At 70.6% G+C, this 25,208-nt stretch carries 28 protein-coding genes and 7 pseudogenes; 12 read left to right on the forward strand and 23 right to left on the reverse strand.

The window, feature by feature from the left end:
• Positions 1 to 118: 118 nt before the first annotated feature.
• The 11 genes and pseudogenes from rbsD to ACGFSA_RS20095 all read right to left on the reverse strand — a co-directional run bounded on the left by rbsD (position 119) and on the right by ACGFSA_RS20095 (position 7,603).
• The gene (rbsD, locus tag ACGFSA_RS20045) at positions 119 to 508 is read right to left on the reverse strand and encodes a D-ribose pyranase (protein ID WP_393305934.1); all 390 of its coding nucleotides are present in this window, start codon (positions 506 to 508) and stop codon (positions 119 to 121) included.
• Entirely contained in the window at positions 505 to 1,410 is a 906-nt protein-coding gene (locus tag ACGFSA_RS20050; RefSeq protein ID WP_393305936.1) for a ribokinase, read from the reverse strand. Before ACGFSA_RS20050 ends, rbsD begins: the two co-directional genes overlap by 4 nt.
• A gap of 37 nt (positions 1,411 to 1,447) precedes the next feature.
• A pseudogene (locus ACGFSA_RS20055) lies at positions 1,448 to 1,774 on the reverse strand (substrate-binding domain-containing protein); the annotation flags it as partial.
• The gene (locus tag ACGFSA_RS20060) at positions 1,762 to 2,361 is read right to left on the reverse strand and encodes a hypothetical protein (protein WP_393306009.1); all 600 of its coding nucleotides are present in this window, start codon (positions 2,359 to 2,361) and stop codon (positions 1,762 to 1,764) included. The pseudogene ACGFSA_RS20055 and the gene ACGFSA_RS20060, both read right to left, overlap by 13 nt.
• Positions 2,336 to 2,530: a hypothetical protein gene (locus ACGFSA_RS20065; RefSeq protein ID WP_393305938.1), complete on the reverse strand. Its 195-nt coding sequence runs from the start codon at positions 2,528 to 2,530 to the stop codon at positions 2,336 to 2,338. The genes ACGFSA_RS20060 and ACGFSA_RS20065 overlap by 26 nt, the downstream gene beginning before the upstream one ends.
• Positions 2,531 to 2,664: 134 nt before the next feature.
• Positions 2,665 to 2,910 (reverse strand): annotated as a pseudogene (locus ACGFSA_RS20070) (hypothetical protein); the annotation flags it as partial.
• Between the two features lie 231 nt (positions 2,911 to 3,141).
• A complete protein-coding gene (locus tag ACGFSA_RS20075) occupies positions 3,142 to 4,257 on the reverse strand; it encodes an acyl-CoA dehydrogenase family protein (RefSeq protein WP_393305940.1) in 1,116 nt (371 codons plus the stop codon).
• Entirely contained in the window at positions 4,254 to 5,441 is a 1,188-nt protein-coding gene (locus ACGFSA_RS20080; protein ID WP_393305942.1) for an acyl-CoA dehydrogenase family protein, read from the reverse strand. The genes ACGFSA_RS20075 and ACGFSA_RS20080 overlap by 4 nt, the downstream gene beginning before the upstream one ends.
• A complete protein-coding gene (locus tag ACGFSA_RS20085; protein ID WP_393305944.1) occupies positions 5,438 to 6,403 on the reverse strand; it encodes an NADPH:quinone oxidoreductase family protein in 966 nt (321 codons plus the stop codon). Before ACGFSA_RS20085 ends, ACGFSA_RS20080 begins: the two co-directional genes overlap by 4 nt.
• A 216-nt stretch (positions 6,404 to 6,619) precedes the next feature.
• A complete protein-coding gene (locus tag ACGFSA_RS20090) occupies positions 6,620 to 6,961 on the reverse strand; it encodes a hypothetical protein (RefSeq protein ID WP_393305946.1) in 342 nt (113 codons plus the stop codon).
• Positions 6,962 to 7,174: 213 nt separating this feature from the next.
• Positions 7,175 to 7,603: a TIGR03668 family PPOX class F420-dependent oxidoreductase gene (locus tag ACGFSA_RS20095; RefSeq protein ID WP_393305948.1), complete on the reverse strand. Its 429-nt coding sequence runs from the start codon at positions 7,601 to 7,603 to the stop codon at positions 7,175 to 7,177.
• A gap of 344 nt (positions 7,604 to 7,947) precedes the next feature.
• Here ACGFSA_RS20095 and ACGFSA_RS20100 point away from each other — a divergent pair, with 344 nt between their 5' ends.
• The 3 genes from ACGFSA_RS20100 to ACGFSA_RS20110 are packed head-to-tail and all read left to right on the forward strand — an operon-like array spanning position 7,948 to position 10,550.
• Positions 7,948 to 9,360 (forward strand): rhodanese-like domain-containing protein, encoded by a 1,413-nt coding sequence (locus ACGFSA_RS20100; protein WP_393305950.1) that lies wholly within the window; start codon positions 7,948 to 7,950, stop codon positions 9,358 to 9,360.
• A 51-nt stretch (positions 9,361 to 9,411) separates the two neighbouring features.
• Positions 9,412 to 9,771, forward strand: a complete 360-nt coding sequence (locus tag ACGFSA_RS20105) for a rhodanese-like domain-containing protein (protein WP_393305993.1) — start codon at positions 9,412 to 9,414, stop codon at positions 9,769 to 9,771.
• A complete protein-coding gene (locus tag ACGFSA_RS20110) occupies positions 9,768 to 10,550 on the forward strand; it encodes a sulfite exporter TauE/SafE family protein (RefSeq protein WP_393305952.1) in 783 nt (260 codons plus the stop codon). The genes ACGFSA_RS20105 and ACGFSA_RS20110 overlap by 4 nt, the downstream gene beginning before the upstream one ends.
• A 193-nt stretch (positions 10,551 to 10,743) precedes the next feature.
• Here the strand turns inward: ACGFSA_RS20110 and ACGFSA_RS20115 are convergent, their stop codons facing one another.
• Positions 10,744 to 11,022 (reverse strand): metal-sensitive transcriptional regulator, encoded by a 279-nt coding sequence (locus ACGFSA_RS20115; protein WP_266978054.1) that lies wholly within the window; start codon positions 11,020 to 11,022, stop codon positions 10,744 to 10,746.
• 76 nt (positions 11,023 to 11,098) lie between these two features.
• On the opposite strand from ACGFSA_RS20115, the gene ACGFSA_RS20120 reads away from it, so the two are divergent.
• Positions 11,099 to 11,671: a rhodanese-like domain-containing protein gene (locus ACGFSA_RS20120; protein WP_393305955.1), complete on the forward strand. Its 573-nt coding sequence runs from the start codon at positions 11,099 to 11,101 to the stop codon at positions 11,669 to 11,671.
• A 77-nt stretch (positions 11,672 to 11,748) separates the two neighbouring features.
• On the opposite strand, the gene ACGFSA_RS20125 is transcribed toward ACGFSA_RS20120, so the two are convergent.
• On the reverse strand, positions 11,749 to 13,044 hold the full coding sequence (locus ACGFSA_RS20125) for an alpha/beta fold hydrolase (protein WP_393305957.1): 1,296 nt from the start codon (positions 13,042 to 13,044) through the stop codon (positions 11,749 to 11,751).
• Positions 13,045 to 13,202: 158 nt separating this feature from the next.
• Here ACGFSA_RS20125 and ACGFSA_RS20130 point away from each other — a divergent pair.
• A pseudogene (locus ACGFSA_RS20130) lies at positions 13,203 to 13,335 on the forward strand (DUF6807 family protein); the annotation flags it as partial.
• Here ACGFSA_RS20130 and ACGFSA_RS20135 read toward each other — a convergent pair.
• Positions 13,321 to 13,512: pseudogene (locus ACGFSA_RS20135) on the reverse strand (ABC transporter permease); the annotation flags it as partial. The pseudogenes ACGFSA_RS20130 and ACGFSA_RS20135 overlap by 15 nt on opposite strands.
• A gap of 252 nt (positions 13,513 to 13,764) precedes the next feature.
• Between ACGFSA_RS20135 and ACGFSA_RS20140 the strand changes: the two are divergent.
• Positions 13,765 to 13,947: pseudogene (locus ACGFSA_RS20140) on the forward strand (flavodoxin family protein); the annotation flags it as partial.
• A 376-nt stretch (positions 13,948 to 14,323) separates the two neighbouring features.
• Here the strand turns inward: ACGFSA_RS20140 and ACGFSA_RS20145 are convergent.
• The 3 genes and pseudogenes from ACGFSA_RS20145 to ACGFSA_RS20155 form a co-directional block, all read right to left on the reverse strand.
• A complete protein-coding gene (locus ACGFSA_RS20145; protein ID WP_393305959.1) occupies positions 14,324 to 15,025 on the reverse strand; it encodes a hypothetical protein in 702 nt (233 codons plus the stop codon).
• Between the two features lie 409 nt (positions 15,026 to 15,434).
• Positions 15,435 to 15,764: a hypothetical protein gene (locus ACGFSA_RS20150; RefSeq protein ID WP_393305961.1), complete on the reverse strand. Its 330-nt coding sequence runs from the start codon at positions 15,762 to 15,764 to the stop codon at positions 15,435 to 15,437.
• 230 nt (positions 15,765 to 15,994) lie between these two features.
• Positions 15,995 to 16,192: pseudogene (locus ACGFSA_RS20155) on the reverse strand (ISAzo13 family transposase); the annotation flags it as partial.
• Between the two features lie 236 nt (positions 16,193 to 16,428).
• On the opposite strand from ACGFSA_RS20155, the gene ACGFSA_RS20160 reads away from it, so the two are divergent.
• Together ACGFSA_RS20160 and ACGFSA_RS20165 are read left to right on the forward strand one after the other, a co-directional pair.
• The gene (locus tag ACGFSA_RS20160) at positions 16,429 to 18,207 is read left to right on the forward strand and encodes an aminotransferase class I/II-fold pyridoxal phosphate-dependent enzyme (RefSeq protein WP_393305995.1); all 1,779 of its coding nucleotides are present in this window, start codon (positions 16,429 to 16,431) and stop codon (positions 18,205 to 18,207) included.
• Complete coding sequence (locus tag ACGFSA_RS20165; RefSeq protein WP_393305963.1) at positions 18,204 to 19,007, forward strand: phosphatidate cytidylyltransferase; 804 nt, start codon at positions 18,204 to 18,206, stop codon at positions 19,005 to 19,007. Before ACGFSA_RS20160 ends, ACGFSA_RS20165 begins: the two co-directional genes overlap by 4 nt.
• A gap of 250 nt (positions 19,008 to 19,257) precedes the next feature.
• Here ACGFSA_RS20165 and ACGFSA_RS20170 read toward each other — a convergent pair whose 3' ends face one another.
• From ACGFSA_RS20170 to ACGFSA_RS20180, 3 genes are read right to left on the reverse strand one after another with little or no spacing between them, the layout of a single operon-like run.
• Positions 19,258 to 19,956, reverse strand: a complete 699-nt coding sequence (locus ACGFSA_RS20170) for a TetR/AcrR family transcriptional regulator (RefSeq protein ID WP_393305997.1) — start codon at positions 19,954 to 19,956, stop codon at positions 19,258 to 19,260.
• Positions 19,957 to 19,994: 38 nt separating this feature from the next.
• Positions 19,995 to 20,675 carry a DUF4166 domain-containing protein gene (locus tag ACGFSA_RS20175; RefSeq protein WP_393305965.1) on the reverse strand — a complete coding sequence of 227 codons (681 nt, stop codon included), beginning with the start codon at positions 20,673 to 20,675 and terminating at the stop codon, positions 19,995 to 19,997.
• Entirely contained in the window at positions 20,672 to 21,361 is a 690-nt protein-coding gene (locus ACGFSA_RS20180; RefSeq protein ID WP_393305967.1) for a hypothetical protein, read from the reverse strand. Before ACGFSA_RS20180 ends, ACGFSA_RS20175 begins: the two co-directional genes overlap by 4 nt.
• Before the next feature lie 106 nt (positions 21,362 to 21,467).
• Here ACGFSA_RS20180 and ACGFSA_RS20185 point away from each other — a divergent pair, with 106 nt between their 5' ends.
• Both ACGFSA_RS20185 and ACGFSA_RS20190 read left to right on the forward strand, forming a co-directional pair.
• On the forward strand, positions 21,468 to 21,890 hold the full coding sequence (locus tag ACGFSA_RS20185; protein WP_393305969.1) for a site-specific integrase: 423 nt from the start codon (positions 21,468 to 21,470) through the stop codon (positions 21,888 to 21,890).
• A gap of 29 nt (positions 21,891 to 21,919) precedes the next feature.
• The gene (locus ACGFSA_RS20190; RefSeq protein ID WP_393306011.1) at positions 21,920 to 22,162 is read left to right on the forward strand and encodes a hypothetical protein; all 243 of its coding nucleotides are present in this window, start codon (positions 21,920 to 21,922) and stop codon (positions 22,160 to 22,162) included.
• A 26-nt stretch (positions 22,163 to 22,188) separates the two neighbouring features.
• Here ACGFSA_RS20190 and ACGFSA_RS20195 read toward each other — a convergent pair whose 3' ends face one another.
• Positions 22,189 to 22,467, reverse strand: a complete 279-nt coding sequence (locus ACGFSA_RS20195; protein WP_393305971.1) for a GNAT family N-acetyltransferase — start codon at positions 22,465 to 22,467, stop codon at positions 22,189 to 22,191.
• A 28-nt stretch (positions 22,468 to 22,495) separates the two neighbouring features.
• Between ACGFSA_RS20195 and ACGFSA_RS20200 the strand changes: the two genes are divergently transcribed.
• On the forward strand, positions 22,496 to 22,693 hold the full coding sequence (locus tag ACGFSA_RS20200) for a hypothetical protein (protein ID WP_393305973.1): 198 nt from the start codon (positions 22,496 to 22,498) through the stop codon (positions 22,691 to 22,693).
• Here ACGFSA_RS20200 and ACGFSA_RS20205 read toward each other — a convergent pair.
• Positions 22,688 to 23,689, reverse strand: a complete 1,002-nt coding sequence (locus tag ACGFSA_RS20205) for a PHP domain-containing protein (RefSeq protein ID WP_393305975.1) — start codon at positions 23,687 to 23,689, stop codon at positions 22,688 to 22,690. The two genes, ACGFSA_RS20200 and ACGFSA_RS20205, sit on opposite strands and share 6 nt — an antisense overlap.
• A 167-nt stretch (positions 23,690 to 23,856) precedes the next feature.
• Positions 23,857 to 24,209, reverse strand: a pseudogene (locus ACGFSA_RS20210) (zinc ribbon domain-containing protein); the annotation flags it as partial.
• 214 nt (positions 24,210 to 24,423) lie between these two features.
• Here ACGFSA_RS20210 and ACGFSA_RS20215 point away from each other — a divergent pair.
• The gene (locus tag ACGFSA_RS20215) at positions 24,424 to 25,143 is read left to right on the forward strand and encodes a TetR/AcrR family transcriptional regulator C-terminal domain-containing protein (protein WP_393305999.1); all 720 of its coding nucleotides are present in this window, start codon (positions 24,424 to 24,426) and stop codon (positions 25,141 to 25,143) included.
• Positions 25,144 to 25,208: the final 65 nt, after the last annotated feature.

Here is a 25,208-nt window from a genome sequence, read left to right on the forward strand (position 1 = left end):
GACGTCCTCGGTGTCGGCGGCGCAGGCGGCGCGGGCGCGCTGAGCTGCCGGACCGCCAGGGCATGAGTGAGGCCCGGCACCCTGTCGCGGTGCCGGGCCTCACTCGTATGAACGCGTATCAGAAGAAGACCCCGCAGCGCAGCAGGACGTTCGCGTAAGGCCGCGCCTCCCCGGTGCGTACGACCAACCGCGCCCCCGCCGACAGCGCCTTGAGCTCGTCGTGCGGAACCAGCCGCAGATCCGGCAGGCATCCTGCCAGCAGCCGGGCGGCCGCCGGATTCGCCTCCCGCACCTCGCGCGCGGCCGTGGCGCCCTCGATCACCAGCTCGTCCAACAGCCCTTCGAGCACATCGGCGAACGAAGGTATTCCGGCGCGGAAGGCCAGATCGACGACCCGCGGACCGGCCGGGACGGGCATGCCCGCGTCACAGACGAGGACCCCGTCGCCATGGCCCAGCTCGGCCAGCGCCCCGGCCAGATGACGGTTGAGGATTCCGGCCTTCTTCACAGCGCGGAGACCTCCTCGGCGGTCGGGAAGGACGCCTGCGCGCCTTCCCTGGTGACAGCTGCGGCGCCCACCCGCACGGCGAAGGCGGCAGCCGTCGCGAGGTCCTCGCCCACGCTCAGCCGCCAGGCAAGGGCGGCGGTGAAGGCGTCACCGGCACCGGTGGTGTCCACGGCCTCCACCCGGAGGCCCGGGATCCGCACCACGACGTCCGTACGGCCGTCGGCGATCAGCGCGCCGTCCGCGCCCAGCGTGATCACCACCGACTGCGGGCCGAGGGCGAGGAGTGCCCGAGCCCAGTCCTCGGGGCCGGGCCCCGCGGAAGCGCCGAGCACGAACCGGGCCTCGTGCTCGTTGACGACCAGCGGGTCGCAGGCGGCGAGTACGTCGTCGGGCAGCGGCGCGGGCGGAGACGGGTTCAGAACGAACCGGGCACCGGGTGGCCGGGTTCGTACCACCTCGGCCACGGTCTCCAGGGGAATCTCCAGCTGTGCCGAGACGACCCGGGCGCCGGCGAGCAGGTCCGCTGCGGCGCGGATGTCGTCGGGGGTCAGCCGGGCGTTGGCCCCCGGCGAGACCACGATGCTGTTGTCACCCGACGGATCCACCGTGATCAGCGCGACCCCGGTGGGCGCCCCGCCCACGCGGACACCACCGGTGTCCACGCCGGCCTCGCGCTGCGATTCCAGCAGCAGCCTCCCATGGGCGTCGTCGCCCACCCGGGCCAGCAGAGCGGTCCTGGCACCGAGGCGGGCTGCGGCTACGGCCTGGTTGCCTCCCTTGCCGCCCGGATGGACGGCAAGGTCGGAACCGAGCACGGTCTCGCCCGGCGCGGGGCGCCGCTCGACGCCGATCACCAGGTCGGCGTTGGCCGACCCCACGACCAGCAGGTCGTAGTCGTGCATCGCTGTCCTTCTTTCACTGGGATCCAACGGTGGCTGGTCAGGAGAAGTCGGCGACGTTCTTCTCCGTCACGACCTTCACGGGCACCTTGACCATGCTGTCGACCTTCTTGCCGCGCGCGGCCTCGACCGTGTTCTGCACGGCGATCTTCCCCAGCTCCTTCGGCTGCTGGGCCACCGAGGCGTACAGCGTGCCCGTCCCGACCGCCTTCAGACCGTCGGGGGTGCCGTCGAATCCGACGACGTCGACGGACGTGCCGGCCTTGCTGCCGAGCGCCTTGACCGCGCCGAGCGCCATCTCGTCGTTCTCGGCAAAGACGCCGGTGACTCCCGGGTGGGACTGCAGCAGGTTGGTCATGACGTCCAGCGCGGGTCAGCCCCCCGCACGGAGAGCAGCACATCGCCGGTCTCCGGGCGTTCACGCGGGTACTGCTGATCGATGCTGCGCCCGACCATGAGTCGCACGAGCTCGTCCTCGGGTGTCGAGGCGGGCACCTGGTCGATGCTGCGGCCGTCGCGCAGAACGGTCCGCCCGCCCCGCGAGACCCCCATGCCGGTCATTCCCCGGGTGATGCCGGAGGGATGGCTCCCGACAAGGTACTGCCCGACGACGTATTGGCTGAGCAACGCACCGTACAGCTCGTCCGTCGGGCGGGTGTGCCAGGCGGCGAGCGCGAGTTGCACAGCCGTGGCGGGTTCCTGACCGTTGCGAAGCTCCACCGTCCGGGCCAGCACCTGGGATGCCTGGGCGCGCAGTTGGGACTGGATGTCGCGGTTGGTCTTCAACGCGGCCACCACACCGGAGGCCGCTACCAGCAGGAGGAACACCAGGAGCGCCACCGCGCCCTGCCTCAGGCGCACGCGGTACCTGGCGCGGGCGATGCTCGCCTCGATGAAGTGGAACGGGCCGCGGGCAGGCGGGAGCGCGTCAGGGCTGGAGGCTGCTGACGACATTCGCCGTGGCCGTCAGTCCCTCCTGGATCGTCGGCCCCATGCTCGTACCCGCAAGGAAGAATCCGAGCATCCCGCAGACGATCGCATGCGAGGGTTTCAGCCCGCCATTACGGAGAAAGAGCACCGCAAGCATCAGCAGAAGCAGCACCAGTGAGATCGAAATGGCCATGGCCAACCTCCTACGCCGCGCCGGAATGCGGCATTCGGCCGCCAGTGTGGCGTAGCGGAGGGACCATCCGGCGGACTGGCATGTCCGCCATCCGGGTGTTGACTGGCTGTCACCACCTCGGGTCGTACGGTCCGTCAGATGCCGCCTCGGACACCTGTGTCCTGCGCGCGGAGGAAGAGCTCCAGCCCGGCCAGGTCGTCCGTGTTGAGGTGGTCGACCCCGGCGGCCAGCAATTCGGACCAGACGGCGTCCCGTTCGGGGCACGCCACGTCGGGCGTGGCCCAGAAGCGCACACGCCGGCCCTCACGATGGGCGGCGGTGACGAGGGCGCGGATCCTGTCCCGTTCGGCGGTGGGGAAGGCGCCCGCGCCCAGCCGGCCGGGGCGTCGTCCGCCCGTCGACTGGCGTTCCCCGGCCGGGCCGGGTTCGTCCAGCGCGGATTGGCGCCGCCGCGGCTCTGGTTGTCGCCGCCGGTGCAGCCGCACAGGTTCGGCTGCGCCTCGGCGCTGCCACCGGGAAGAGACGACCAGGAACCGCCCGCCGGGAACGGCGTAGGGGCGGGACTGCCAGGAAGACCCACCCCATGTCCCTTTGTTCGCGAGGCAGTTGCTCTACGGTGCGGGCAGCTCCATCAGCTCGGCGATGGCCTCACGGTGGCGGCCCGCCGTGCCGTACGCGATCGAGTCGGCCTTGGCCCGCTTCAGATACAGATGCGCGGGGTGCTCCCACGTCATGCCGATGCCTCCGTGCAACTGGATGCACTCCTCCGCCGCACGGACCGCGACCCCGGAGCAGTACGCCTGCGCCACGGCCACCGCGAGCGGCGTGTCGGGGCTGCCGGACGCCAGGGCGTCCGCTGCGTTGCGCGCGGCGGCGCGGGCCGAGACGACCTGGAGCCAGAGCTGCGCCATCCGGTGCTTGAGCGCCTGGAACGAGCCGACGGGCCGGTTGAACTGGTGCCGCTCGCGGGTGTACCGGACCGTCTCGGTCAGGCACCATTCGGCGAGACCGAGCTGCTCGGAGGCGAGCAGTCCGGCACCGGCGAGCAGCCCCCGGCTTACGGCGGGGCGCGCGGCCTCCGCGTCCGCGAGGCGGGTGCCGGTGGCTGCGGTGAGGGTGACGGTGGCGAGCGGGCGGGTCAGATCGAGCGCGACGAGCGGCTCGACGGTGACGCCCGTGGCACCGGCCTCGACGGCGTACAGGCCGTCACTGGTCGGCACGAGCAGCAGATCGGCGGCGGCCGCGTCGGCGACCGCGCTGACGGTCCCGTCCAGGGTGCCGGCCACCGTCACGGTCCAGGCCGTTGCGGAGAACGGCACGGCGAGGGCCGCGACCTTGCGGCCCGCCGCCAGCTCGCCGAGGAGTTCGCCGACCGGTCCGTCCTCGGTCCCCAGTGCGAGGAGTGTCTCGGTGGCGACGACCGCGCTGGTCAGATAGGGGGCGGGGGCGACACTGCGGCCCAGCTCCTCCAGGACCACCGCAGCCTCGCGATGGCTTGCACCCTGACCGCCGAGCTTCTCCGGCACGAGCAGCCCCGCGGCACCGATGTCCGCGCCGAGGACCTTCCAGAGCCGCGGGTCGTACGGCGTGTCGGACTCGATACGGGCGATCACCGTCGGCGCGTCGGCCCAATCGGCGAGCAACGACCGTACGGAGGCCCGCAGATCGTCCTCGGCCTCCGAGTACAGCAGATCGGGCGCCAGGGTCTCTTCGGTCTGTGCTGTCATCGGGACAGGTCCTTCCAGGCGACGTCCTTGTCGTTGCGCGGCTCGGCGGGCAGTCCGAGGACGCGTTCGGCGACGATGTTCAGCAGTACCTCGCTCGTACCGCCCTCGATCGAGTTGCCCTTGGACCGCAGATAGCGGTAGCCCGCATCGCGTCCGGTGAAGTCGACCAGCTCAGGGCGGCGCATGGTCCATTCGTCGTACAACAGCCCCTCCTCGCCGCGGAGTTCGACCTCCATTCCGCTGATCTCCTGGTTGAGACGGGCAAAGGCGAGCTTCATGCCGGAGCCTTCGGGGCCCGGCTGTCCGGCGACGAGTTGCTGGCGCAGCCGCTCACCGGCGAGCCGGGCGACCTCGGCCTCGACCCAGAGGGTGAGCAGGCGCTGGTGGAGATCGTGGGTGCGCAGTTCGGGATGCTCGCGCCAGGTCCTGGCGACGGGGCCGATCATGCCGCCCTCGCGCGGGATGCGGGATCCACCGATCGAGACACGCTCGTTCATCAGGGTGGTCCGGGCGACCTTCCAGCCGTCGCCGACAGGTCCGAGCCGCCTGCTGTCGGGGATGCGTACGCCGGTGAGGAAGACCTCGTTGAACTCGGCCTCGCCGGTGATCTGACGCAGCGGCCGCACCTCGACGCCCGGGTCGGTCATGTCGCAGATGAAGTAGCTGATGCCACGGTGCTTGGGCAGGTCCGGATCGGTGCGGGCGATGAGGATCGCCCAGCGGGCCACATGGGCGCTGGACGTCCAGACCTTCTGCCCGTCGACCACCCAGTCCTCGCCGTCCCGGACGGCGCGGGTGCCGAGCGCCGCCAGGTCGGACCCGGCGCCCGGCTCACTGAAGAGCTGGCACCACACCTCCTCGCCGACCCACAGGGGTCGCAGGAAGCGCTGCTTCTGCTCGTCGGTGCCGAAACCCAGGATGGTGGGGGCCGCCATGCCCAGGCCGATGCCGATGCGGCGCGGGTCGTTGTCGGGGGCTCCCGCGGCAGCGAGTTCGGCGTCGACGACGGGCTGCAGCGAGCGCGGTGCGTCGAGTCCGCCGAGCCCGGCCGGGTAGTGGACCCAGGCGAGTCCGGCGTCGAAGCGGGCCTTGAGGAAGTCGGTCCGGTCGGTGGTGGCCGGGGGGTGGGCGGCGAGCAGTTCACGGGTGAGGCGGCGGAGTTCGGCCGCGTCGACGGTCGTCATCGGGCACCTCCCGGAAGGACGGCGATCCGGCCGGTGCTCGTGCCGTCGGCGACACGCTGAACGGCGGCCGCCGCCCCGTCGAGTGCGACACGCTCGCTGATCAGTGGCTTGATGACGCCCTGCGCCGCGAGCACGGTGAGCTCCTCGTGGCAGGCGCGCACCGCGGCCGGGTCCTTGGTGTTGTACAGACCCCAGTGGAGTCCGACGATCGAGTAGTTCTTGACGAGGGCGTGGTTGAGCGCAGGGGTGGGAATGCCGCCGCTCGCGAATCCGACGACGATCACCCGGCCCTCGAAGGCGATGCACTTGACGGACTTGGCGTACGCGTCGCCGCCCACCGGGTCGTAGACGACATCGGCCCCGCGTCCGCCGGTGAACTCCTTGACCGCTGCGACCATGTCCTCGGTGCGCCGGTCGATGACCAGGTCGCAGCCGAGCTCATGGGCGGTCTTGGCCTTCTCGGGGCCGCCGACGACACCGATGACCTTGACCCCGGCGGCCTTGCCGAGCTGGACGGCCGCACTGCCGACTCCGCCCGCCGCGGCGTGCACGAGAAGAGTCTCGCCCGCCTGGAGGTGCGCCCGGCGGTGCAGTCCGAACCAGCCCGTCTGATAGCCGATGTGCAGGGCAGCCGCCTCGGCGTCGTCCAGGGCCTCCGGGGCCGGCAGGAGCGCCGCCTCGTCCGCGACGGCGTACTCGGCGAAGCCGCCGTTCGGCAGGGCGGGTGTGGCGAGCACCCGGCGCCCGTCCGGCGTCTCACCGCAGATTTCCACGCCGGGGGTGAACGGCAGCGGCGGCCGTACCTGGTACTGGCCGCGGCAGAGCAGCGCGTCGGGGAAGTTGATGTTCGCCGCGAGCACCTCGATGAGCACCTGCCCGTCGCCGGGCGTGGGCCGGTCCGTCTCTTCGAGCCGCATCACCTCGTTCGGCTCGCCGTTCCGGTGCACTCGCCATGCCTGCATGAGGGGCCTCCACAACACTGTCGGCGTTACCACTGCTCCGGGGCATACTAAGCGGTCGCTTGTCTCTCTGGGAACAACCTGTCCCGGACCGTTTCGACCGGACCGGGACATGGCTGCGCGCCCGGCACGCCCCGGGAGGTACGGGGATGCCGGGCGCGCGGCCGGCCGGAGCAGGGCCGGCCGGGGTCATGGGCCTCCGGGACGGTCCCTACCGGTTCAGCCGACCACCAGCTCGGCGATCTGCGGTGCGGCGGACCCGGCGCGCCAGGCGAGACGTACCGCATCGGCCGTCCGGCCTGCCGGATTCACCCTGGTGTAGGGACCGTCGAGCGCACCGACGGTCCTCCAGGTCCCGTCGGTGCCCCGCAGCTGGATGTCGGCGAGGGCGTCCGACCCGGCCGGCTGCAGGACGGTGACGGACCCGACGGAGCGCGCGGAGCCGAGCCCCAGCCCCAGCGCCTCGCCGGCCTCGGGCGCGCGCCGCCCGCTAGACGGTGCCGAGGTCGCCGTCGGCCGCCGAACGCAGGGCGGATCCGGCGGCGGCGGGTGGTCCGCCATCACCCGCCCTCCACCTGAAGGGAGTCAGGGCCTTCCGTCCGGATCATGCTGAATCGGGGCCGAACACCCCAGAGGACAGCCCTGCTCACCGTCATGGCGAGCAGCTCGGCGACGTTCTGCGACTCCGCGGCTACGAAACCCTCGCATCGGCAGGTCCCGCACCGGCCTCCGGCGAGGTGGGCCGAGAACCGCCCGGTCGCATGGCCACGCGGCTCAGGAAGCGCGCCAGCCGCTCCAACGCAGCACCGAGACTTCGACCATCGGTCCGCCGGGAGGGCGGTCGGCGTACTGCCGGTATTTCGCCGTGAGCAGGCCGACGCGGCGGTCGGCCTCGGGGGAGCGGTCCGGCGGAGGGAGTACGCGGGCCTCACCGTCGGCCCGCACCCACCACAGCCGTTCCCAGTCCTCCTCGTAGTGGTCGGCGAGCAGGCAGACCGAGGGGTTGGCGGCGATGTTGGCCAGGCGTTTCAGCCGCATCGTCCGCTTCGGTTTGTGGTCCACGACCAGCATCACCGTGTCGCCGTCCAGGGCGAACACCACCGGCACCAGGTGCGGGCGAGAGTCCGTGTCGGTCGTCGCAAGGTGGGCGATGCGGGCCGCGGCGAACCGCTCACGCGCCTCAGCGCTTGTCAGAGTAGGCATCGCACCGTTCCTAACCAGTGTGCGTGAATGGGTCTGGTACCCACTGTTGCGTACTGGGCGCATCCCGAACGGTTGTGGATGCACTGGGTTCCCGCTTTCGCTTCCCGCTCGGCGACGGCCCTCCAGGGGGCCGGTCCGTTGCGGGTGGGCGGGCCTGCGAGTGGCGAACGCGTCGGCAACCTCGCCCCGTCCCGCCCGCCCGCCCGGCCGGGCGGGACGGGGCGGGCGACAGCCGTCTGTCGTTCCGTACGTCACACTGGAATCGGTGAATACCCCCTGGGGTATAAGTGCTAATCTTGATGAGAGATACCCCCCGGGGTAAACTGTACCGAAGGAGTCATGCCGTGTTCTTCGTCGACACCCTGGAGACCGCCAGCCTCGGCAACCGCAGCTATCTGGCGGGCGGCCGGCACTCCGCGCTGGTGGTGGACCCGCCTCGCGACATCGACCGGGTCATCGCCGCGGCGGCACGGCGCGGCGTGCGGATCGCCCTGGTCGTGGAGACACATCTGCACAACGACTACGTGACGGGCGGCCTGGAGCTGGCGCGTGTCACCGGGGCCCAGTATCTGGTGCCCGCCGCCGCACTGGTCTCCTTCGACCGGGTTCCGGTCGCCGACGGGGACACCGCCCCGGTCGACGAGGGGCTGACGCTGTGCGCGATGGCCACCCCCGGGCACACCCCGCACCACACCTCGTACGTACTGGAGGAGGACGGGCGCGCGGTGGCCGCCTTCACCGGCGGTTCGCTGCTGATCGGCAGCGTGGGCCGGCCCGACCTGGTGGAGCCCCGGCTGACCGCAGCGCTGGCCCGTGCCCAGCACGCTTCCGCGCACCGGCTCGCCGACGAGCTCGACGACGCCGTTCCCGTACTGCCGACCCACGGCTTCGGCAGCTTCTGTTCCTCCGCACAGGCCGACGGGAGCACCACGACGATCGGCGCCGAGCGGGCCCGTAACGACGCGCTCGTCAAGGATGTGGACACGTTCGTCGCCGAGCTGCTCGCCGGACTGGACGACGTCCCCGCCTACTACGCGCACATGGGCCCGGCCAACGCCGCGGGTCCCGATCCGGTCGATCTGACCCCGCCCGCCCCGGCGGACGCCGAGCAGATCGCGCGACGGCTGGCCGCAGGTGAGTGGGTGGTGGATCTGCGCAGCCGGGTGGCGTTCGCCGAGGGGCATGTCGCCGGTTCGTTCAACTTCGAGGGCGAGGGGCAGCTCGCCACGTATCTCGCCTGGCTGATCCCGTGGGGCAGGCCCGTCACCCTGCTGGCGAGCAGCGCCGCCGACGTCGCGCACGCCCAGCGCGAGCTGACCCGGGTCGGCCTCAGCCGCCCGGTGGCTGCTGCTACCGGTGACCCGCGGTCCTGGGTCCGCACGGCGGAAGAGCTGCGCTCGTTCCGCAGGTCGGACTTCGCGGGGCTGGCCGCGGCACGCGAGCGCGGCGAGCAGCCGGTGGTTCTCGATGTCCGCAGGGACGCCGAGCGCCGCACCGGTGCGGTAGCAGGGTCGGTGCACATCCCGGTGCACGAGCTGCCCAAGCGGCTGGCCGAGGTGCCGGGCGGAGTGGTGTGGGTGCACTGCGCAGGCGGGATGCGGGCGGCGATCGCGGCGTCGCTGCTGGACGCCGCCGGGCGCGAGGTCGTGGCAGTCGACGACGGGTTCGGCGCGGCTGAGGCCGCCGGCCTGACGCTCGCGGATCCGGCAGCCGGTGCCCCGGACGGGACGACCGGCACCGCACCGGCCACCGCCTGACCGTCGGACTCCCGTCCCGTACTTCTGGAGCACTTCCCCATGTCTTCCCTGATGTCCTTCTTCGGGCGCGGCCCCGGCCGTGTCACCCCGGCCGAGGCCCTCCGCCGGACCGCCGATGGTGCGGCGGTTCTGGTCGACGTACGCGAAACCTCCGAGTGGAAGGCCGGACACGCCCCGGGCGCCGTCCATCTGCCGCTCTCCCGGCTGGCGGCCGGGCAGTCGCTGCCCGCTTCGGCGGCGGGCCGCCCCGTGGTAGTCATCTGCCGTTCCGGCCACCGGTCCCGGCAGGCCGCCCGCATCCTCGCCGGACGCGGCACCGAGGCCGTCGATGTCACCGGCGGCATGACCGCCTGGGCGGCCGAGGGGCTGCCTGTCCGAAACCGTCACGGAGCCGCGGGCACCGTCGCATGAGCACCCTCATCCTGGCCCTGACCGCCGGTGCCGTGGTCGGTCTGGCACTGGGCGGGCTGGGCGGCGGCGGCAGCGTCCTCGCCGTTCCCGCGCTGATCTACCTGCTCGGATTCACCCCGGCCGCGGCCACCACCGCGGCTCTGCTCATCGTCATCGCGACCTCCCTGACCGGGCTGGTCGCGCACGCCAGGGACGGTCACGTCCGCTGGCGGACCGGCGGCCTCTTCGCGGTGGCCGGCATCGTGCCGGCGGCGGTGGCCGGGGCGCTGTCGGTCCGGATTCCGGCGGAGGTACTGACGGCGGCGTTCGCGGTGCTCGCGGTGGTGGCGGCAGTGCGGATGATCCGGCCGCGGGCGCCCGCGCGGTGCGAGGCGGCTTCGGCCAAGCCGAACGCCCCGGGCCCCGCCGACCGTACGGGCGCCGGGCGGGTCGTCCGCGCCGGGGCCGGCCTCGGCGCCGTGACCGGGTTCCTCGGGGTCGGCGGAGGATTTCTCGCTGTGCCCGCGCTGGTCACCGTCCTCGCCGTGCCCATGACGGCGGCGGTCGGCACCAGCCTGCTCGTCATCACGGTGAACTCCACGGCCGCCCTGGCCACCCGCCTCACCACGCTCACCTCGCTGGACTGGGCGGTGATCGCCCCGTTCACGGCGGCGGCGGTCCTCGGTGCGTGGGACGGTAAGCGGCTGGCCACCAAGGTGTCCACAGCCGCGCTCCAGCGGATCTTCGGCGCTGCGCTGCTCGCCGTGGCCCTCTTCATGCTGGTCGATGCCGTGGCCTGAGCCACGGCACCGACCCCGCATCCGGGCTCAGAGCCTGTCGGGTGACCTCTGATCGGGCGGCCACGCCCTGGCACGCATGCTTCCCGCGTTGCCAAAATGCCCTAGTAGCTCCGCTACAAGGCCATCCCAGCGCCTTGGAATCGCACGCACCAGACCGCGTCCGCTTTCCGATCGAAGGTCACCCGACAGGCTCTCAGGCCAGCGAGAGGAAGAGCTTCTCCAGCCGGGCGCGCATCTGGTCCCGGTCGGCCGGTTCTGCACCGTCGTCGGCCATGCAGTGCTGGAGGCCCGTCGCGATGATCGCGAAACCGGCCCGGTCGAGCGCGCGCGAAACGGCTGCCATCTGCGTGATGACGTCCTCGCAGTCCCGGCCCTCCTCGATCATCCTGATGATCGCGGCAAGCTGGCCCTGAGCGCGGCGAAGGCGGTTGAGTACCGACTTCAGTTCGTCGGCCGCCATGTCTATTTCCACACATCCTCCTCCGAATACCCCAAGGGGTATTCTACCTGTCCGGGGTACGCCCCGGCGACGAAAGGAAACATCCCTCGTGACCAGCCCCGCCACCCTCTCCCCCGCCCAGGCCGCAGCCCGGATCACGGAGTTCACCGTCATCGACGTGCGGGCTCCGGGCGAGTACACCTCCGGGCACGTGCCCGGCGCGCTGAACATCCCGCTGGACCGTCTCGAAGAGGCGCTGCCCGCCCTGAAGGCGGCGGCGGCCCGCGGATCCCTGCTCGTGGTGTGCGCCTCCGGCGTGCGTTCCACCCGGGCCTGCGACATTCTCGCCGCGGCGGACATCGACGCCGTCACGCTGTCCGGCGGCACCTCCGCATGGGAGGGCGAGGGCCATGACCTGGACCGTCCCGCCGGCGCCCGGGCCACTTGGCCGATGGAGCGTCAGGTCCGGTTCGCCGCCGGTTCGCTCGTGGTGGCCGGCCTGCTCGCGGGCCGGCGTTTCCCGGCCGCGCGCTGGCTTTCGGCCGGTGTCGGCTCCGGTCTGGTCTTCTCCGCGGTGACCAACACCTGCGGAATGGCCGCCGTCCTGTCGAAGCTGCCGCACAACCGGGCCCCGCGCTCGGCTGCGGACTTCGACGCCACGCTGGACGCCCTGCAGGGCTGAAGCAATCCGGACGTACCCGTACGGCAGGAGCCGGTCACGCCACCCGCGTGACCGGCTTCTGCCGTGGAACAAGCAGGTCAGAGCTCGTCCCGGACAAGGGCGAGCAGCCGGTCCAGCACCCGCGGTCCCCCGGCGCGCAGCCCGTCGTGCTCGAACTCGTTCGTCACCCAGGTGCGCAGTCCGCGAATCGCCGCGGCGGTGCGCAGCGCGTGCTCGGTGTCGACGTACATGTCGTCGTGATAGACGGCCGCGGCCACCGGTACGTCATTGGCGGCGAGCCGCTCGGTGTCGTACAGCTCGGGCCAGTCGGTACGGGTGGCGAGCAGTTCGGCGGTCTCACGGAGCGGGCGCAGGGCCGGGTCCACGTCGAAGTGCCAGGGGTGGATGCTCTCGCCGGTGAAGAGCACGGGCGCGTCGCCGGCCAGGGCGGTGGCGGCGTCGAACTGCGGGAATTCGGCGCGGACCCGCTCGGCGGACCAGCCGGTGGGCTCCTTGCCCTGGCCGTAGATCGCCTCGTGCATCAGGGCGTACAGCGGGTGGCCCGCAAACGAGTTGGCGGTGCGCACGGCCTCCTGGAACGTGTCGGAGAGCTCGGTGCCCAGCGGCGTACGGACAAAGGCGTTCTCCAGCAGGTAGTGCAGCTGATGGCTGCCGCTGTCGCCGCCCAGCATGATGCCGAGAGACTGGAATCCCTCGGGCGTCAGGCGGTGTCCGGCGCTCTCCGGGCGGTGCTCCAGGAGGTACGCGGCGATCTCGCGGGCGCGCTCGACGTCCTGCGGGTAGCGGGCGTAGTGGGCGGCGACCTTCCGCTCGATCCGCGGGTACGCGGCCCGGTACACGTCGTCGGCGTGGGCGTCGAGCGAGGGCAGTCCGCCGGTGATCAGGACGGCCTCGAGCCCCTCGGGGGAAACCGACAGGTAGCGGACCGCGCAGAAGCCGCCGAACGACTGGCCGAGCACGGTCCACGGGGCGCCGCCGGTCAGCTGCGGCCGGATCAGCTCGCAGTCGCGCACGATGTTGTCGGACCGGAAGTGGGCGAGATAGTCGGCCTGCTCACGCGGGCCGCCGCGCAGCGGAAGAGTCTGCCGGTTGGCCGGTGTGGACAGCCCGGTGCCGCGCTGGTCGAGCAGCAGCACCCGGAACTCCTTCACCGCCCGCCCCAGCCAGGCCTCCGTGCCGACGAAACGACGGGCACCGAAGCCGGGTCCGCCCTCCAGGTACACCAGCCACGGCAGCTCGTCGTCGACCCTGCCGCTCGCGACGGCCTCCCGGCCGAAGATCTCGATCTGCTCGCCGCCCGGATCGGCGTGATCGAGCGGGACGGTGAAACTGCGGTCGGTGAGAACGACGCCGGGCTGCCGGTAACTGGTCAAAAGGTGCTCCTGAATCAGACGTATAAGCGACAGTTCAGCACACGCCCGTGACTCGGACAGTCCCGGCCCGTGTGCGACGCGCCCGACGGGCTCCCAGCGTGCAGTCATGATCCGGTTCGAGCCGGTCAGCAAGGTTCACCCGGACGGTACAACCGCGGTCTCGCTGGGAGGCACCGAAGCCGTACATCCATCCACTGCGCACCCTGTCGGACCGGGTGGTGACCGGCTACCGCCCCAATGACCACCGCTGGCACAAGGGTCTGCAGCTCACGGCCTCCCATCTGTCCAGCGCAGGCGACGGGCGGCAAGCGCGAGCGGAGGGGCGAGGAGCAGTCCGACGCACACGGCGAACGCGGTCAGCAGGAGGTGCTGGAGGACGGCGTCCCAGAGAATGTTGCGACGGCTGGTCGTATAGGCACCGCAGAGCCATTCGTTGCGCGCGAGACAGTCGTCGGGGGGCGCGGTCACGAGTTCATTGGAGCGCGGGAGACGGGCACCCGCTCGTCTTGACCGACTGCTCGGGGGGCGGGTGTGCGGGGGCGGAGGGCGGGGGCAGAGGCACGCCCGAAGCGGCGGCCGCCACCACTTCCATCGGGTGACCAGGCGGGTCCGTTGCCTTCCGCCGTTCAGCCTGCCGCCCGCCTCCGCCGGACTTATGATCGCCATCACGCGCCTTCGCGGGCCTGCATGCACACCGACTGCACGCCCCAGCGTTCCCCTGCGTACTACGGGCGCGTTGGAAGTTGTCTGATCACGGGCCACGAGCCCACTGCGAAGCACCGCGCGATGAACGCGCTCTACAGCCTGCAGCACCAGGGGCACACAGTGTCGCCGCAGGCGGACGTCGGCTGGGAGGGATCGGCAGGTACGGGGCCGTCGCACCCGAACCCGTCACCGAACGGGACGCGAAAGCGGGAACCCAGCGCATCCAACACCGTTCAGGACGCGCCCAGTACACAGCAGTGGGTCCAGGACTCACTCATGCGCACTGGATAGGAACGGTTTCCATGGGGATGTGACGAAGCTCCCGGTGGATGAGTTGCCGAGCAACGTCTTCCACCAGGAGCCTCGAGTGCCCGTCCACCCCTCTGCCATCGACCTGCCCAGCTCTGCCCCGGGCGTTCCTGGCATCGGAGTTGACGGCGTATCGGCCGCCGGTCGGGACCCGGTGGCGGCGTCCTTGTCCGACACGACGCCCCTTGCTGGCCCTGGCCGACCTCCCGGAAACCCCGGACCGATTCCGACGGACCGCGGGTTCCAAGTGATGCGGGTGTCGCTGTTACCACGTGTTGTAGCGGTCACCGATCACCCGGAAGCTGCCCACGACGGCATCGTTGGCGAACAAGCCCCCCTCGACCGTGGGGGTCACGACGCCGTGGGTGGCGCCGTGGGGACCGACGGTGGCGACCGGAGAGCCGTTGTCGCAGGTGGACCCGCGGTAGACCTCAACAGTCTTCCAACTGTCGTTGCTGATACTGAAGCTGGTTGAACCCAGTCCGCTGGCCGCGGTGATGCAGCCGTCGGAGGCAGCGGAGTACGTCCGATCGTTGAATTGGATTCTTCCGTCTTCCCCGCGGTCGTAGCCGCGGTCGCGGCCCCCGTAGCCGCGACCCCCGTCATCACGGCCCTCATCGTCGCGGCCCCCGTCATCACGGCCGCCATAGTCGCGGCCTCCGTCATCACGCCCCCCATAGTCGCGGCCTCCGTCATCACGGCCGCCGTCATCACGGCCGCCGTCCCCCTTCCCGTTTCCGCTGTTCCCATCAGGGAGCGTCCCAGCAGGGTCGGTCTTCGGGACGGACGGCACGGACTTCGGGACGGACGGGGCGGCCTTCGGGACGGACGGCACGGACGGGGCGGCCTTCGGGACGGACGGGGCGGCCTGGGTGGATCCGTCGGCCGAGGCATAGGTGATACCGGTGACGGCAAGGACCGATGCGCCTACTACGGCGGCGGTCACGGCGAAGTTGCGCGTGGTCATGTCACTTCTTCCTGTCTCAGAGACGCCGGCCGTGCAGCCGACCTGTGATGAAACGTACTGATGCCCCCATTGGCTGTCATATCGGGCATATCGAAGGTGTGACACCAGGGGGCTGACCGGGCGTACGAACGAGAAGCGGCAGCCCGAGCTGCTACGTCAGTCGGGTCGACGGATCCGCCGGTGGCGAGAGGACGCGGCGAGCCGTAGCGGTCGGAGAGCGGCGCGACAGGGGATTGGGCAGCCCGGCGACACCCACGGATGATCTCTCCACAAGGAGAGCCGACCGCGAGGAGTGCACCGCCCTGCACACCGTGAAGACGGCCCGCAGGGCCTCCGTCGCCCTGGGAGGGGTCGGCACAGACGAAAGGGCTCGACCGGGTCACCCCGGGCAAGCGCCTCAGCCGGTCGTTCATCCTCCCCGTCGGCCCAGCCCGCTGAGAAGTTCGTGCCATTGCTCCTCCGCTTGGGAGCCGGTGAGGTGCGTATAGCGCGGCCCTGCCACCCACTCAAGGAAGAACGTGGTGAAGCCGTCGGCCGCCCTCTCGAAGACGGCCGACTTCCACCATTCGACCCCGGTCTCGGGGAAGTACCAGACCGCGCCCGTCGATCGGTTGACGAAGAACGGTGCGTCGGAGACGACACCGGGGCAGAACCATTCCTCGCGGCCGAGGTTGACCTCGGCCCCGTCGACCGGGTCCGCGTAGAACTGCATGCTGTCGACCGTCGCGGCGTCGAACACGGTGACGTCTCCGCAGATGGCGCCATCGCATACCGCAAGGAACTCATGTTATCGGTTTGGCAGTTCGGCTCCGATTCTCTCGGGCGTAGCCCCGGCGGGCAGCGAATTCAGCATGCTCCACTCATTTCGCGTGGCGGTCATGGAGCGCAATTCCTCTACCACCCGCCGGAGTTCGGCACTCAATCGCGACCGCTTCCGCCGTGCTTATCGACCGCAGCCGCTCGTGACGGGATCCGCTTGCGGCCGGCACCCACCGCTCGCACCCGACCGGTTGACTCCCCATCCGAAGCCAGCTCGCGCGCACCGCGCGCGACAGTGGACTCGGACACCTCCGCGACCCGCGCAACCCGGCGAATGCCACCGTATCCCAGCACCTGGGCATCCGCCCCCAACGTCAGGCGCCGCTGCCGCTCGTCCAGATGGGGCATCAGCCTCGCGAACGCCTCACCGAGTTCCTCGCTCTACGAGATCTAATAATTCAACTGCTCGGCCTTTCCAGGGAGTTCGCAACCCATGATGGTTACCGCAGCCAGCCTCTGTGGACGTAGCACACAGGGGACGACCACGCCTGAGTACGCGTACTCAGGTCGATTGCGTCGCTCGGCCCTGGCGTGGCCTGTCTACGTTTCCCATGATGCAATCCCCTGAATCTAAAGAGGTGTTCATGGTTTGCGATCTGCAGCTGCGCACTGCCACCCCAGAGGATCTTGAGTGGATCCACGAACTGCGTCACAGGGTGTACGCGCAGGAGTTGGGCCAGCATGTGCCTGACCCGTCCGGGCAGCTTCGCGACGGGCTGGACGGTGACAACGTCTACCTGGTCGCGGCGCGAGGCGCGTCCCGAATCGGCTTTGTCAGCCTGACTCCACCCTGGTTGGGGCGATATGGGCTGGAGAAGTACCTGATGCGTGACGAACTGCCGCTGTTGGCCGACGACGACCTGTTCGAAGTGCGCGTCCTCACCGTTGAGCCGAGCTGGCGTGCCACCGCGGCGGCACCGCTGCTGATGTACGCGGCGCTGCGCTGGATCGCCGTCCGGGGCGGCCGGCGCGTGGTGGCGATGGGGCGTAGTGAACTGCTCGACATGTACCTGGCCGCCGGCCTGCGCCCGGTCGGCCGTACTGTTCACAGCGGTGCGGTGACGTTCGAGGTGCTGACCGGCAGCGTTACCGAGCTGACGAGGCTCGCGATGGACCGGTACGGCACCACGCTGGAGCGTCTGCGGTCCGCAGTGGACTGGCGGCTGGACGTGGCGTTTGCACCGCGGCCGGACGGCTGCGAACATGGCGGCGCCTCGTTCACCGCCATCGGCACTGACTTCCGTAACCTGCACCGGCGCCAACGCATCGTCGCGGCCGACGTATTGGACGCCTGGTTCCCGCCGGCCCCTGGGGTGCGGGCGGCGCTCGCGGAAGACCCGGCCTGGGCCGCCCGGACCTCTCCGCCGACCGGCGCCGAGGGCCTGCTGGCGGAAATTGCCACGGTCCGGGCGCTGCCGCCGGAGACGCTAGCGGTCGGCGCCGGTTCATCCGACTTGATCTTCAGGGCGTTCGGTCAGTGGCTGTCCCCGGAGAGCAGAGTGCTTCTTATGGACCCGGGCTACGGCGAGTACGCCCACGTCACGGAGAAGGTGATCGGATGCCGGGTGGACCGGTTCCGGTTGCGCCGCGAGGACGGCTGGCGGATCGATCCGGACCGGCTGTCCGACGCCGTCAGGTCTGGCGGCTACGACCTCGTGGTGGTGGTCAACCCGAACAACCCGACCGGACGCCACGCACCGGTCGCGGAGCTGCGCTCGCTGATCGCCGCCGCGCCTGCCCGCACCCGCTGGTGGATCGACGAGGCGTACCTGGGCTATGTCGGCCTGACCGAATCGCTCGCCGACCTCGCCGCGTCGGACCCGCGGGTGGTCGTCTGCAGTTCGCTGTCCAAGATGTATGCGCTGTCCGGCATGCGGGCCGCGTACCTGGTCGCCGAGCCGGCTACCGCGGCGCTGCTACGCCGATGGACTCCGCCCTGGCCGGTGAGTCTCCCGGCACAGCTGGCCGCAGTCGCTGCCCTGCGCGACCCGGCGTACTACAACGACCGCTGGCTCCGTACCCACGCGCTGCGAAGGCACCTGGCCGCCGAACTGGCCGGGTTGGGCGAGAACGTGATCGTCGAAGAAGCCGTGGCGAACTTCCTCACCGTGAACCTGCCGACCGGCGGGCCAAGTGCCGCGCACGTGGTGAACGAGTGCCGTCGCCACGACGTATATCTGCGCGATCTGTCCCCGCTGTCGTCGCGGTACCAGGGGCGCAGCGTGCGTATCGCGGTCAAGGACACAGTCGAGAACGCCCGCATTGTGGCCGCCTTCCATGCCTCCCTGGACGGGCTGCGCCCGGATCCGGCCTCGCTCGTTCCGACACCTCGGTCCGTTCTCGCCGCCGGATCCGCTCTGTGATCGCTGTGGCCTCTCTGACGCCCTTCCTTGGCGGGGCGCTGGTGCTGAGCGGCATCGCGGTGGCGGTGTCCCGGCGCCGCGAGTTGCTGATCCGGTGGTGCGCCTGGGCGGTGGGAGTGCCACTGGTCGTCGGTGCGTTCTGGTGGGGCCGCCCAGGCGCCGCAGCCGTCGCCATCGCAGCTGGGGTGATTGCGGTGATGGAGTTCGGTGGGCTGATGCGGTTGGGCCGGCCAGACCGGGTAGTGCTGGCCGCAGCGGTGGTAGGCGTGGTGCTGGCCGCCTGGTTGGCGCCAGGGCAGGTGCTCCGAGTGGTTGCCATCGGGGCGCTCGCGGTGGCCGCGGTGCCGCTCCTGGCCGGCGACGCTGATCATGGACTGCGCCGGCTCGGCGTCGGCCTGCTCGGGCTGGCCTGGCTGAGCGTGACAGCCGCGCTGGTGACGCTCGGTGCGGGCGCGCTCGTCCTCTTCGCAGCGGTCTCGATCGCCGACATCGTGGCGTACTTCGCCGGTCCAGCGCTGGGCGGGCCGCGGCTGTCACCTCTGTCACCGGCCAAACGGTGGAGCGGCACCTTTGCCGGGGCTGCAGCCGGCCTCGGCGTACTTGCTGTGCTGTCCGTGCTGAGCTGGCCGATGGCGGTTGCGGTGGCGGTCGGCGGTCCGGCCGGCGACCTTCTCGAGTCCATGGTCAAAAGAGGCGTACAGACGAAGGACGCAGGCCATTGGCTGCCCGGCTCCGGCGGCCTGCTGGACCGGATCGACTCGCTGCTCATCGCGCTGGCAGTCCTGCTTGTCCTGCGCTGACCCTCATCGCCCCCGGCCGGACAGCGGAGAGTGACGAAGGACTGACGCCGAGGCACGCACCTCTGCCAGGAAGGCTGCGCCCACACCGACGAATCTGGCGAGGTCGGCGGACAGCGACGCGTCAGCCGGCGCGGCATCAGCCAAGGAGCGTTGGACCGGCGCACGGCGCTCGTTGATCGTCTTGCGGGTGTCGGTCGCGCAGGCGGCCTGCAACACCCCCACCTGGCCCTCGGGACACCCGCCCCCTCCCCTACTTCGAGCGCCGCACCTTCCTCCTGGAGGTGCTCGCCGGATTCGGCGCGCCCTGCTGCCCCTGCTCGTCCGTCACGGCTCGCAAGCTGCTGGTACGCCGCATGGTGTGTCGAATCGTGTGCCGCACGGTCCGTTGAGCCACAGGCCCGAGTTCTTCCAGAACGTCGGCCAGGGTGGCGAGCTGCTCCAGTGCATCGAGTGCCTGTTCTGCGCCGTCATGGTCGACTCCTTCGTACAGTTCCAGACCGACGAACGACGCCGCCACCGCCCGGGCCAGACCGGCGGGGTCGGTGAAGTCGGCGAGCGCGGTGGAGCCGAGGAGGCGGATCAGAACCTTCTCGATCTCGTCGATCCACAGCTTCAGTCCGGCCGCGGTTGCCGGAGCGAGGCGCGGTTGGGTCTGGGCGCCGGCCAGGAGCTGAGCAAGGAAGGCGACGTGGCCACCCGCCCGCTCCTCGGCATGCAACTCGCGCCCGAACTGGAGGAGTTCGGTGAGAGTGCTGACGGAAGCCAGGCGGTCGCGATAGCGGACCACGCGCTGTTCGGCCCCGTAGCGGCAGGCTGCTGCCAGGAGTTCGTCGACGGAGCCGAAGTGGTAGAAGACCAGAGCCTGGTTGACCCCCGCGGCGGCCGCGACGGTGCGGGCAGAGGTCTTGGCAATACCGTGCTCAGAGAGCGTGTTCAGGGCGCCTTCCATGAGTTTCGTCCGGGTGTCCTGGCCATCGGTCGCCCCAGTCACGCCCGCGCTTCTTCCCGTACGGGGCGCAGGCCCGCGCGGACGCCGTGCCGGCGGGCGTCGACATAATGGGCGCGGAACGTTCCCTCGTATCCGAACAATGGACCGAAGCGCCGGTTGGTCACTGCCACCCGAATACGGAACCGGCCGGTCATGTCGTCGAAGGACTCGCGTACCTCGGCATCGCCTCCGAGGAGTTCTGGGACACGGAGGTCGAACGGCCCCTCTCGGAAACGGTGTTCGCCGGATCGGATCAGAAGAGAGCCGTCGGGCTCGGCGCTCAGCCAGAGATCGCTGGCGAGATGCTGGTGGGTACCGAGATAGTCCAGAACACAGGACCGTTCGGGGCTGTGGATCATAGTGGCGTCGAACCGGCGCGTTCCGCCGGGCAGCGCGAACGTGCGCACGAAGGTGACGGTCTCGCGGCCGAAGGAGTCGGTGTACGGCACGTTCTCTATCGTGAAGGGGATGTGACGGCCGGCCCGGGGAACGAGGACATTGCGCGTGCCGCCGAGGACAAGGAACGGCTTCACGAAGGGCCGGCCGTGCCAGATCCGGCTCATGACACCGCGGCCGATGCATGCCTCCCCGCTCTCCAGGCCGACCGAGAAGCGCCGTCGCAACTGGGGATGCAGCCGGTCGAAGTCCTGGCCCATGGCGAGGCGGAAGATCGACGTCATGGATGCTCCAGACGGGCGAGGAGGGCGGGAGTGGCGGTCCGGGCCGGAGGTCTGCGCAGACAGCGACGCGCCGCGGGTGTGGTGGACAGGGGCGGCAGCAGGAGCGCGGCCATGACTGCGACCAGCGCGGCCCCAGGCCCGAAAGGCAGGAGCGAGAGGACCGCCAGCAGCCGGACGCCGAGCTCGGCGAGCGCGTGCCAGAGCGAGCGGGCAGGGCTGATGCCGCGTTCGCACCAGAGCCGCAGCCGGTCGAAGGACCAGGCGGTGGCCCAGCCCATCAGCGGCCGGAAGACCAGCCGGTCCACGCCGGCCCCGGGGCGACCCCAACGCGTCCTGTAGTCGTAGCCGGTCAGGAAACGGATGCCGTCCGGTGTCGGTACGTAGCGCCAGTAGCCGCTGCCCTCGGCCAGCAGGGAGAGTGGATGGGCCGATGCGAACCGCAGCGCCGAGACCCGATCGCCGTCCGGCCGACGGCGCTCGCCCGCACTGATGCCCGTGCCCGTGACGGTCAGGAAGGGGAGCACCCGGGTCGCGTAGCGGAACCGTTGGGCATCGCTGGGCCCGCCCGGCAGACAGGTGATCTCGGTGAAGCGGAGATCCCACCGCTGGTGCTGCACAGGATTCCGGGTCCGCTCCCAGAGGTCTTCAAGGTCTGCGCGAATGCGCGTCTCGACGTACAGCCCCATACCGCCCCACCCCCTGCTCCGCAGCATTTGAGCGATCGCTCAACCTGCTGTCGCCGCGGACAATAACAGGGAGTTGAGCGATTGCTCAAGCAGGTGGCACCCGCGCATGAGGTGCTCCCCCGCCGGGCTTCGGATCAACGAGGCACGGATGCTCGACCTGGACGACGTCCGGTGGGATCTGGACCGGTTCGGCAAGCTCAATGTCCGGCACGGCAAGGGCTCCCGGCGGCGCGGGCCGAAGCCGCGGCCGGTGCCACTGATCAACGGCGCCGACCGCAACCTGCAGTGGTTCATCGAGGACGTACGGGACCACTTCGACGCCGACCGCACCCGGCCGGGCGCCCCGTTGTTCCCCTCCGAGCGCAAGAACCGGGACGGCTCCTGCGCTCGAGCGACCGCCGACACCTTCCGCCGGTCGCCGGCCGATGTCGCCGCCCAGCACCTCCCCACCTGGGCCGGAAAGCTCACCCCGCACGTGCTGCGGCTGGCTTCGTTCACTTTCAGCGACAGCGTTTGTCGATGGGTTTGAGCAGCAGTTGGCCATCAACCTGCTTGGGAATGTTTCACGAGAAGTGCCGGCAATGCTGTGTCGCCGAGACGGACCGGTCGGTCGGCGTTCGTGAAGGGACTCTGCTGCCCGAGTCCAGTTCACCGCGCTGCGCTGCTTTCGCCCTGGACGGCACCGACCACCGCAGCCACAAAGAGCAAGGCAGCATGATCCGCCGCTACATCATCTGGCGAAACCGCCACGCCGACGACACCCGCCTACGTCAAGTCGTCGCCCGAGCCAACGTGCCCTGACCAGCGACTACCCGAACGACCAGTCCTCAGCCCGCGGTCATGGTTTTGATGAGCGGCGCGTCCCGCGTCAACTCCCGGAACCCGACGCCGTAGTACAGCCCGCGCGCCTGAGGATGCCCCGGCGCACCCAGGCAGGCGACCGTCATATGAGTGGCCCCAGCCGCCCGCGCCAGATGCATCCCGTGCAGAAGCATCGCCCTTGCCAGCCCCAGACGCCGGTAGTCCGGATACGTCCCGACCGGCAGGCCGGGCAGCCATGTCCCTCGATTACGCCAACCACCCGCCGGCCGCGTCCCCAACCTCACGGGTCAGTACATCAAGGCCGGCCACCGGATGGTCTCGGGAAGCTGGTTCCACGGACCGGGCCGGGCCGTCGTGCCGACCACCTTCCTGGCCGCCACCGACACCCACATCGGGGACACCGTCACCCTGGACGGCCACGGCAAGGCGATCCCAGTCCGGATCACCGGCGAGGTCTTCGCCCCCCATGTCTTCGCCCTCGCCACGGACCGACCGGGCTCGGCGTCATGACCAGGCCAGCAGTTCGTCCACCGGCCACGACGTGATGACCCGTTCGGCGAGCACACCGCACTCCTCTGCCCGGGCGCAGCCGAAGATCTGCCAGTCGAGCTGTCCCGGCGCGTGCGCGTCGGTATCGATCGCGAACAGCACACCTGCGTCGACGGCCCGCCGCAGCAGACGCCGCGGCGGATCGAGCCGCTCCGGACGGCTGTTGATCTCCACCGCGGTGCCCGCCTCGGCACACGCGGCGAAGACCTCGTCCGCGTCGAACTCCGACTCCGGGCGTCCCCGGCCGGTGATCAGACGGCCCGTGCAGTGCCCCAGCACATCCGCCTGCGGATGGCGAACGGCCGCGACCAGTCGGCGCGTCATGGCCCGTGCGTCCATCCGCAGCTTGGAGTGCACGGACACGACCACCACGTCGAGCTGTTCCAGCAGTCGGTCCTCCTGGTCGAGGGAGCCGTCCGGAAGGATGTCGCACTCGATGCCGGTGAGCAGCCGAAACGGTGCCCATTGCTCGTTGAGCGCGGCCACGACCTCCAATTGGCGGCGCAGCCGTTCGGGCGACAGTCCGTTCGCCACAGTCAGCCGGGGCGAGTGGTCGGTGAGGACCGCCCACTCGTGCCCCAACTCGATCGCCGTCCGTCCCATCTCCTCGATCGGGCTTCCGCCGTCCGACCAGTCGGAGTGCAGATGGCAGTCGCCACGCAGCAGGGCGAGCAGCGTTTCACCGCCTTCCGCGAGGGGAGCCGCGGCGGCGTCCTCCAGCCGCTGGAGGTAGCCAGGGACTTCCCCGGCCAGCGCTTCACGTACCGCCTGTGCCGTCTTCGGCCCGATGCCCCTGACCGACTCCAGCGACCCCGACGCCACTCCTTCCGCGACCTCGTCGCCCGTCATCGCCCCCACCGCGGCGGCGGCCTTACGGAACGCCTGGACGCGGTACGTGGCAGCCTGATCGCGTTCCAGCAGGAAGGCGATCCGCCGCAGGGCATCGACCGGGTCCACCGGCACCTCATTTCCGGCCCCGGCACGACGGGGCTGCGCCGCTGCTCCCTCCACGTTGGCACAGCCCGGCAGCAGGCGGCATCTCGTGCACGGACGGTGGCCCGAGTCCGAAGTCCGGTGAGGTACGTGTCGTGACTCCTCCACCCTCTGGAGGGGGTGGCTTCTCGCTATGCCGGTTGGGCTTCGCGACGGGCCAGCCCGGCCCGTAGAAAGTTGGTTGCTCCCACGGTGTCCGCGTGCGCCTGGTGGCCGCATGCGACGCAGTGGAACTCCTCCTGTGTGGGCCGGTTCTCCTTGGCGGTGTGCCCGCATTCGGGGCATCGCCGCGAGGTGTTGGGGGGGCCACAGCGATCACTTCCCGTCCGGCGCTTTCAGCCTTGGCGTGCAGGATCGTGAGGAACACCCCCCATCCGGCATCAGCGATCGAGCGGTTCAGCCCGGCCTTGGACGCGGCCCCGTTCGGCAGGAAGCTGCCCGGCCGGTCAGGGTCGGGCTTCGGTGCGGGTGCCCGGCTCATGTTGTGCCGCTTCGCCGGGAGATCGCGCCAGGTCGCTCGCATCATCCGTGCGGACAGCGGCGGCTTCCCGGAAGGCGGCGTCCAGGCCGGCCTCGGCACGGCGTCGTGCGCGCGTGATGTGATCGTTGCCCTCCACTATTCCCGTACTATGTACGAGAATAGTGGATGCTTGGATGGCTTCCACACGAGAGGCAGCGGCGAGGAAAGGAAAACGGAGATCCGTACCCCTGACGGCGGGTCCGGCGCCACGAGCGTCGACCCCCAAGAACTCTGGCTCGGCCCCACCCGGCCCCACAGGGGGCGCAGGCCCACCTTCAGCCGCGAGGCGATCACCGCGGCAGCCGTCGCCCTCGCAGACGCGGAAGGGCTCGACGCAGTCACCATGCGACGGGTCGCGTCACAGGTCGGGGCCGGCGCCATGTCGCTCTACAGCTACGCCCCCGACAAGGAGACGCTGCTGGAACTGATGGTCGACCACGTCAGCGGTGAACTACCGACGGCTGACTCCCCCACCGGCGACTGGCGCACCGACCTCAAGGCCATCGCCCACCTCCAGCGCGCTCACATGCTCCGGCATCCCTGGCTGCCCACCGCCCTGTCGGCCCGCCGGACACCCGGCCCCAACACCCTGGCCTTCCTGGAACGCGCCCTTGCCGCCCTACGGCCCACCGGGCTGGACGGCGCAGCGAAGCTGGAGGTCTTCGCCCGGCTCACCGGATTCGTAGCCGGGCACGTCGCCCACGAGATCGCGCAGGCCGCAGCCGCGGGATCACCCGACCGGGCCGCAGCCGAGGCCCGCTACCTCGCCGCTGTCGCCGCGGACGGCCACCATCCGGAGCTCGCCGAGGCCCTCGCCGCACCCGGACGCCCGCTGGCCCCGGAAGCCACGTTCACCCGGTTCCTCAACCGCCTGGTCGACGGCCTCGACACCGACTGATCCGGAAGCCTGTCGAGAAGGACACGTCGGCCGCAGCGCCGGGCACGTGCGTACGCCCTCGGCTT

This window comes from Streptomyces sp. NPDC048496, from assembly GCF_043200055.1.
In the GTDB taxonomy this organism is placed as follows: Bacteria; Actinomycetota; Actinomycetes; order Streptomycetales; family Streptomycetaceae; genus Streptomyces.

Excerpts from the sequence above, each read along its gene's own strand:
- ACGFSA_RS20050 (WP_393305936.1), bottom strand. The coding sequence starts at position 1,410 with ATGCACGACTACGACCTGCTGGTCGTGGGGTCGGCCAACGCCGACCTG.
- ACGFSA_RS20060 (WP_393306009.1), bottom strand. The coding sequence starts at position 2,361 with ATGTCGTCAGCAGCCTCCAGCCCTGACGCGCTCCCGCCTGCCCGCGGC.
- ACGFSA_RS20065 (WP_393305938.1), bottom strand. The coding sequence starts at position 2,530 with ATGGCCATTTCGATCTCACTGGTGCTGCTTCTGCTGATGCTTGCGGTG.
- ACGFSA_RS20075 (WP_393305940.1), bottom strand. The coding sequence starts at position 4,257 with ATGACAGCACAGACCGAAGAGACCCTGGCGCCCGATCTGCTGTACTCG.
- ACGFSA_RS20080 (WP_393305942.1), bottom strand. The coding sequence starts at position 5,441 with ATGACGACCGTCGACGCGGCCGAACTCCGCCGCCTCACCCGTGAACTG.
- ACGFSA_RS20085 (WP_393305944.1), bottom strand. The coding sequence starts at position 6,403 with ATGCAGGCATGGCGAGTGCACCGGAACGGCGAGCCGAACGAGGTGATG.
- ACGFSA_RS20090 (WP_393305946.1), bottom strand. The coding sequence starts at position 6,961 with ATGGCGGACCACCCGCCGCCGCCGGATCCGCCCTGCGTTCGGCGGCCG.
- ACGFSA_RS20095 (WP_393305948.1), bottom strand. The coding sequence starts at position 7,603 with ATGCCTACTCTGACAAGCGCTGAGGCGCGTGAGCGGTTCGCCGCGGCC.
- ACGFSA_RS20105 (WP_393305993.1), top strand. The coding sequence starts at position 9,412 with ATGTCCTTCTTCGGGCGCGGCCCCGGCCGTGTCACCCCGGCCGAGGCC.
- ACGFSA_RS20110 (WP_393305952.1), top strand. The coding sequence starts at position 9,768 with ATGAGCACCCTCATCCTGGCCCTGACCGCCGGTGCCGTGGTCGGTCTG.
- ACGFSA_RS20145 (WP_393305959.1), bottom strand. The coding sequence starts at position 15,025 with ATGACCACGCGCAACTTCGCCGTGACCGCCGCCGTAGTAGGCGCATCG.
- ACGFSA_RS20160 (WP_393305995.1), top strand. The coding sequence starts at position 16,429 with ATGGTTTGCGATCTGCAGCTGCGCACTGCCACCCCAGAGGATCTTGAG.
- ACGFSA_RS20170 (WP_393305997.1), bottom strand. The coding sequence starts at position 19,956 with ATGGAAGGCGCCCTGAACACGCTCTCTGAGCACGGTATTGCCAAGACC.
- ACGFSA_RS20175 (WP_393305965.1), bottom strand. The coding sequence starts at position 20,675 with ATGACGTCGATCTTCCGCCTCGCCATGGGCCAGGACTTCGACCGGCTG.
- ACGFSA_RS20180 (WP_393305967.1), bottom strand. The coding sequence starts at position 21,361 with ATGGGGCTGTACGTCGAGACGCGCATTCGCGCAGACCTTGAAGACCTC.
- ACGFSA_RS20185 (WP_393305969.1), top strand. The coding sequence starts at position 21,468 with ATGAGGTGCTCCCCCGCCGGGCTTCGGATCAACGAGGCACGGATGCTC.
- ACGFSA_RS20190 (WP_393306011.1), top strand. The coding sequence starts at position 21,920 with ATGTTTCACGAGAAGTGCCGGCAATGCTGTGTCGCCGAGACGGACCGG.
- ACGFSA_RS20200 (WP_393305973.1), top strand. The coding sequence starts at position 22,496 with ATGGTCTCGGGAAGCTGGTTCCACGGACCGGGCCGGGCCGTCGTGCCG.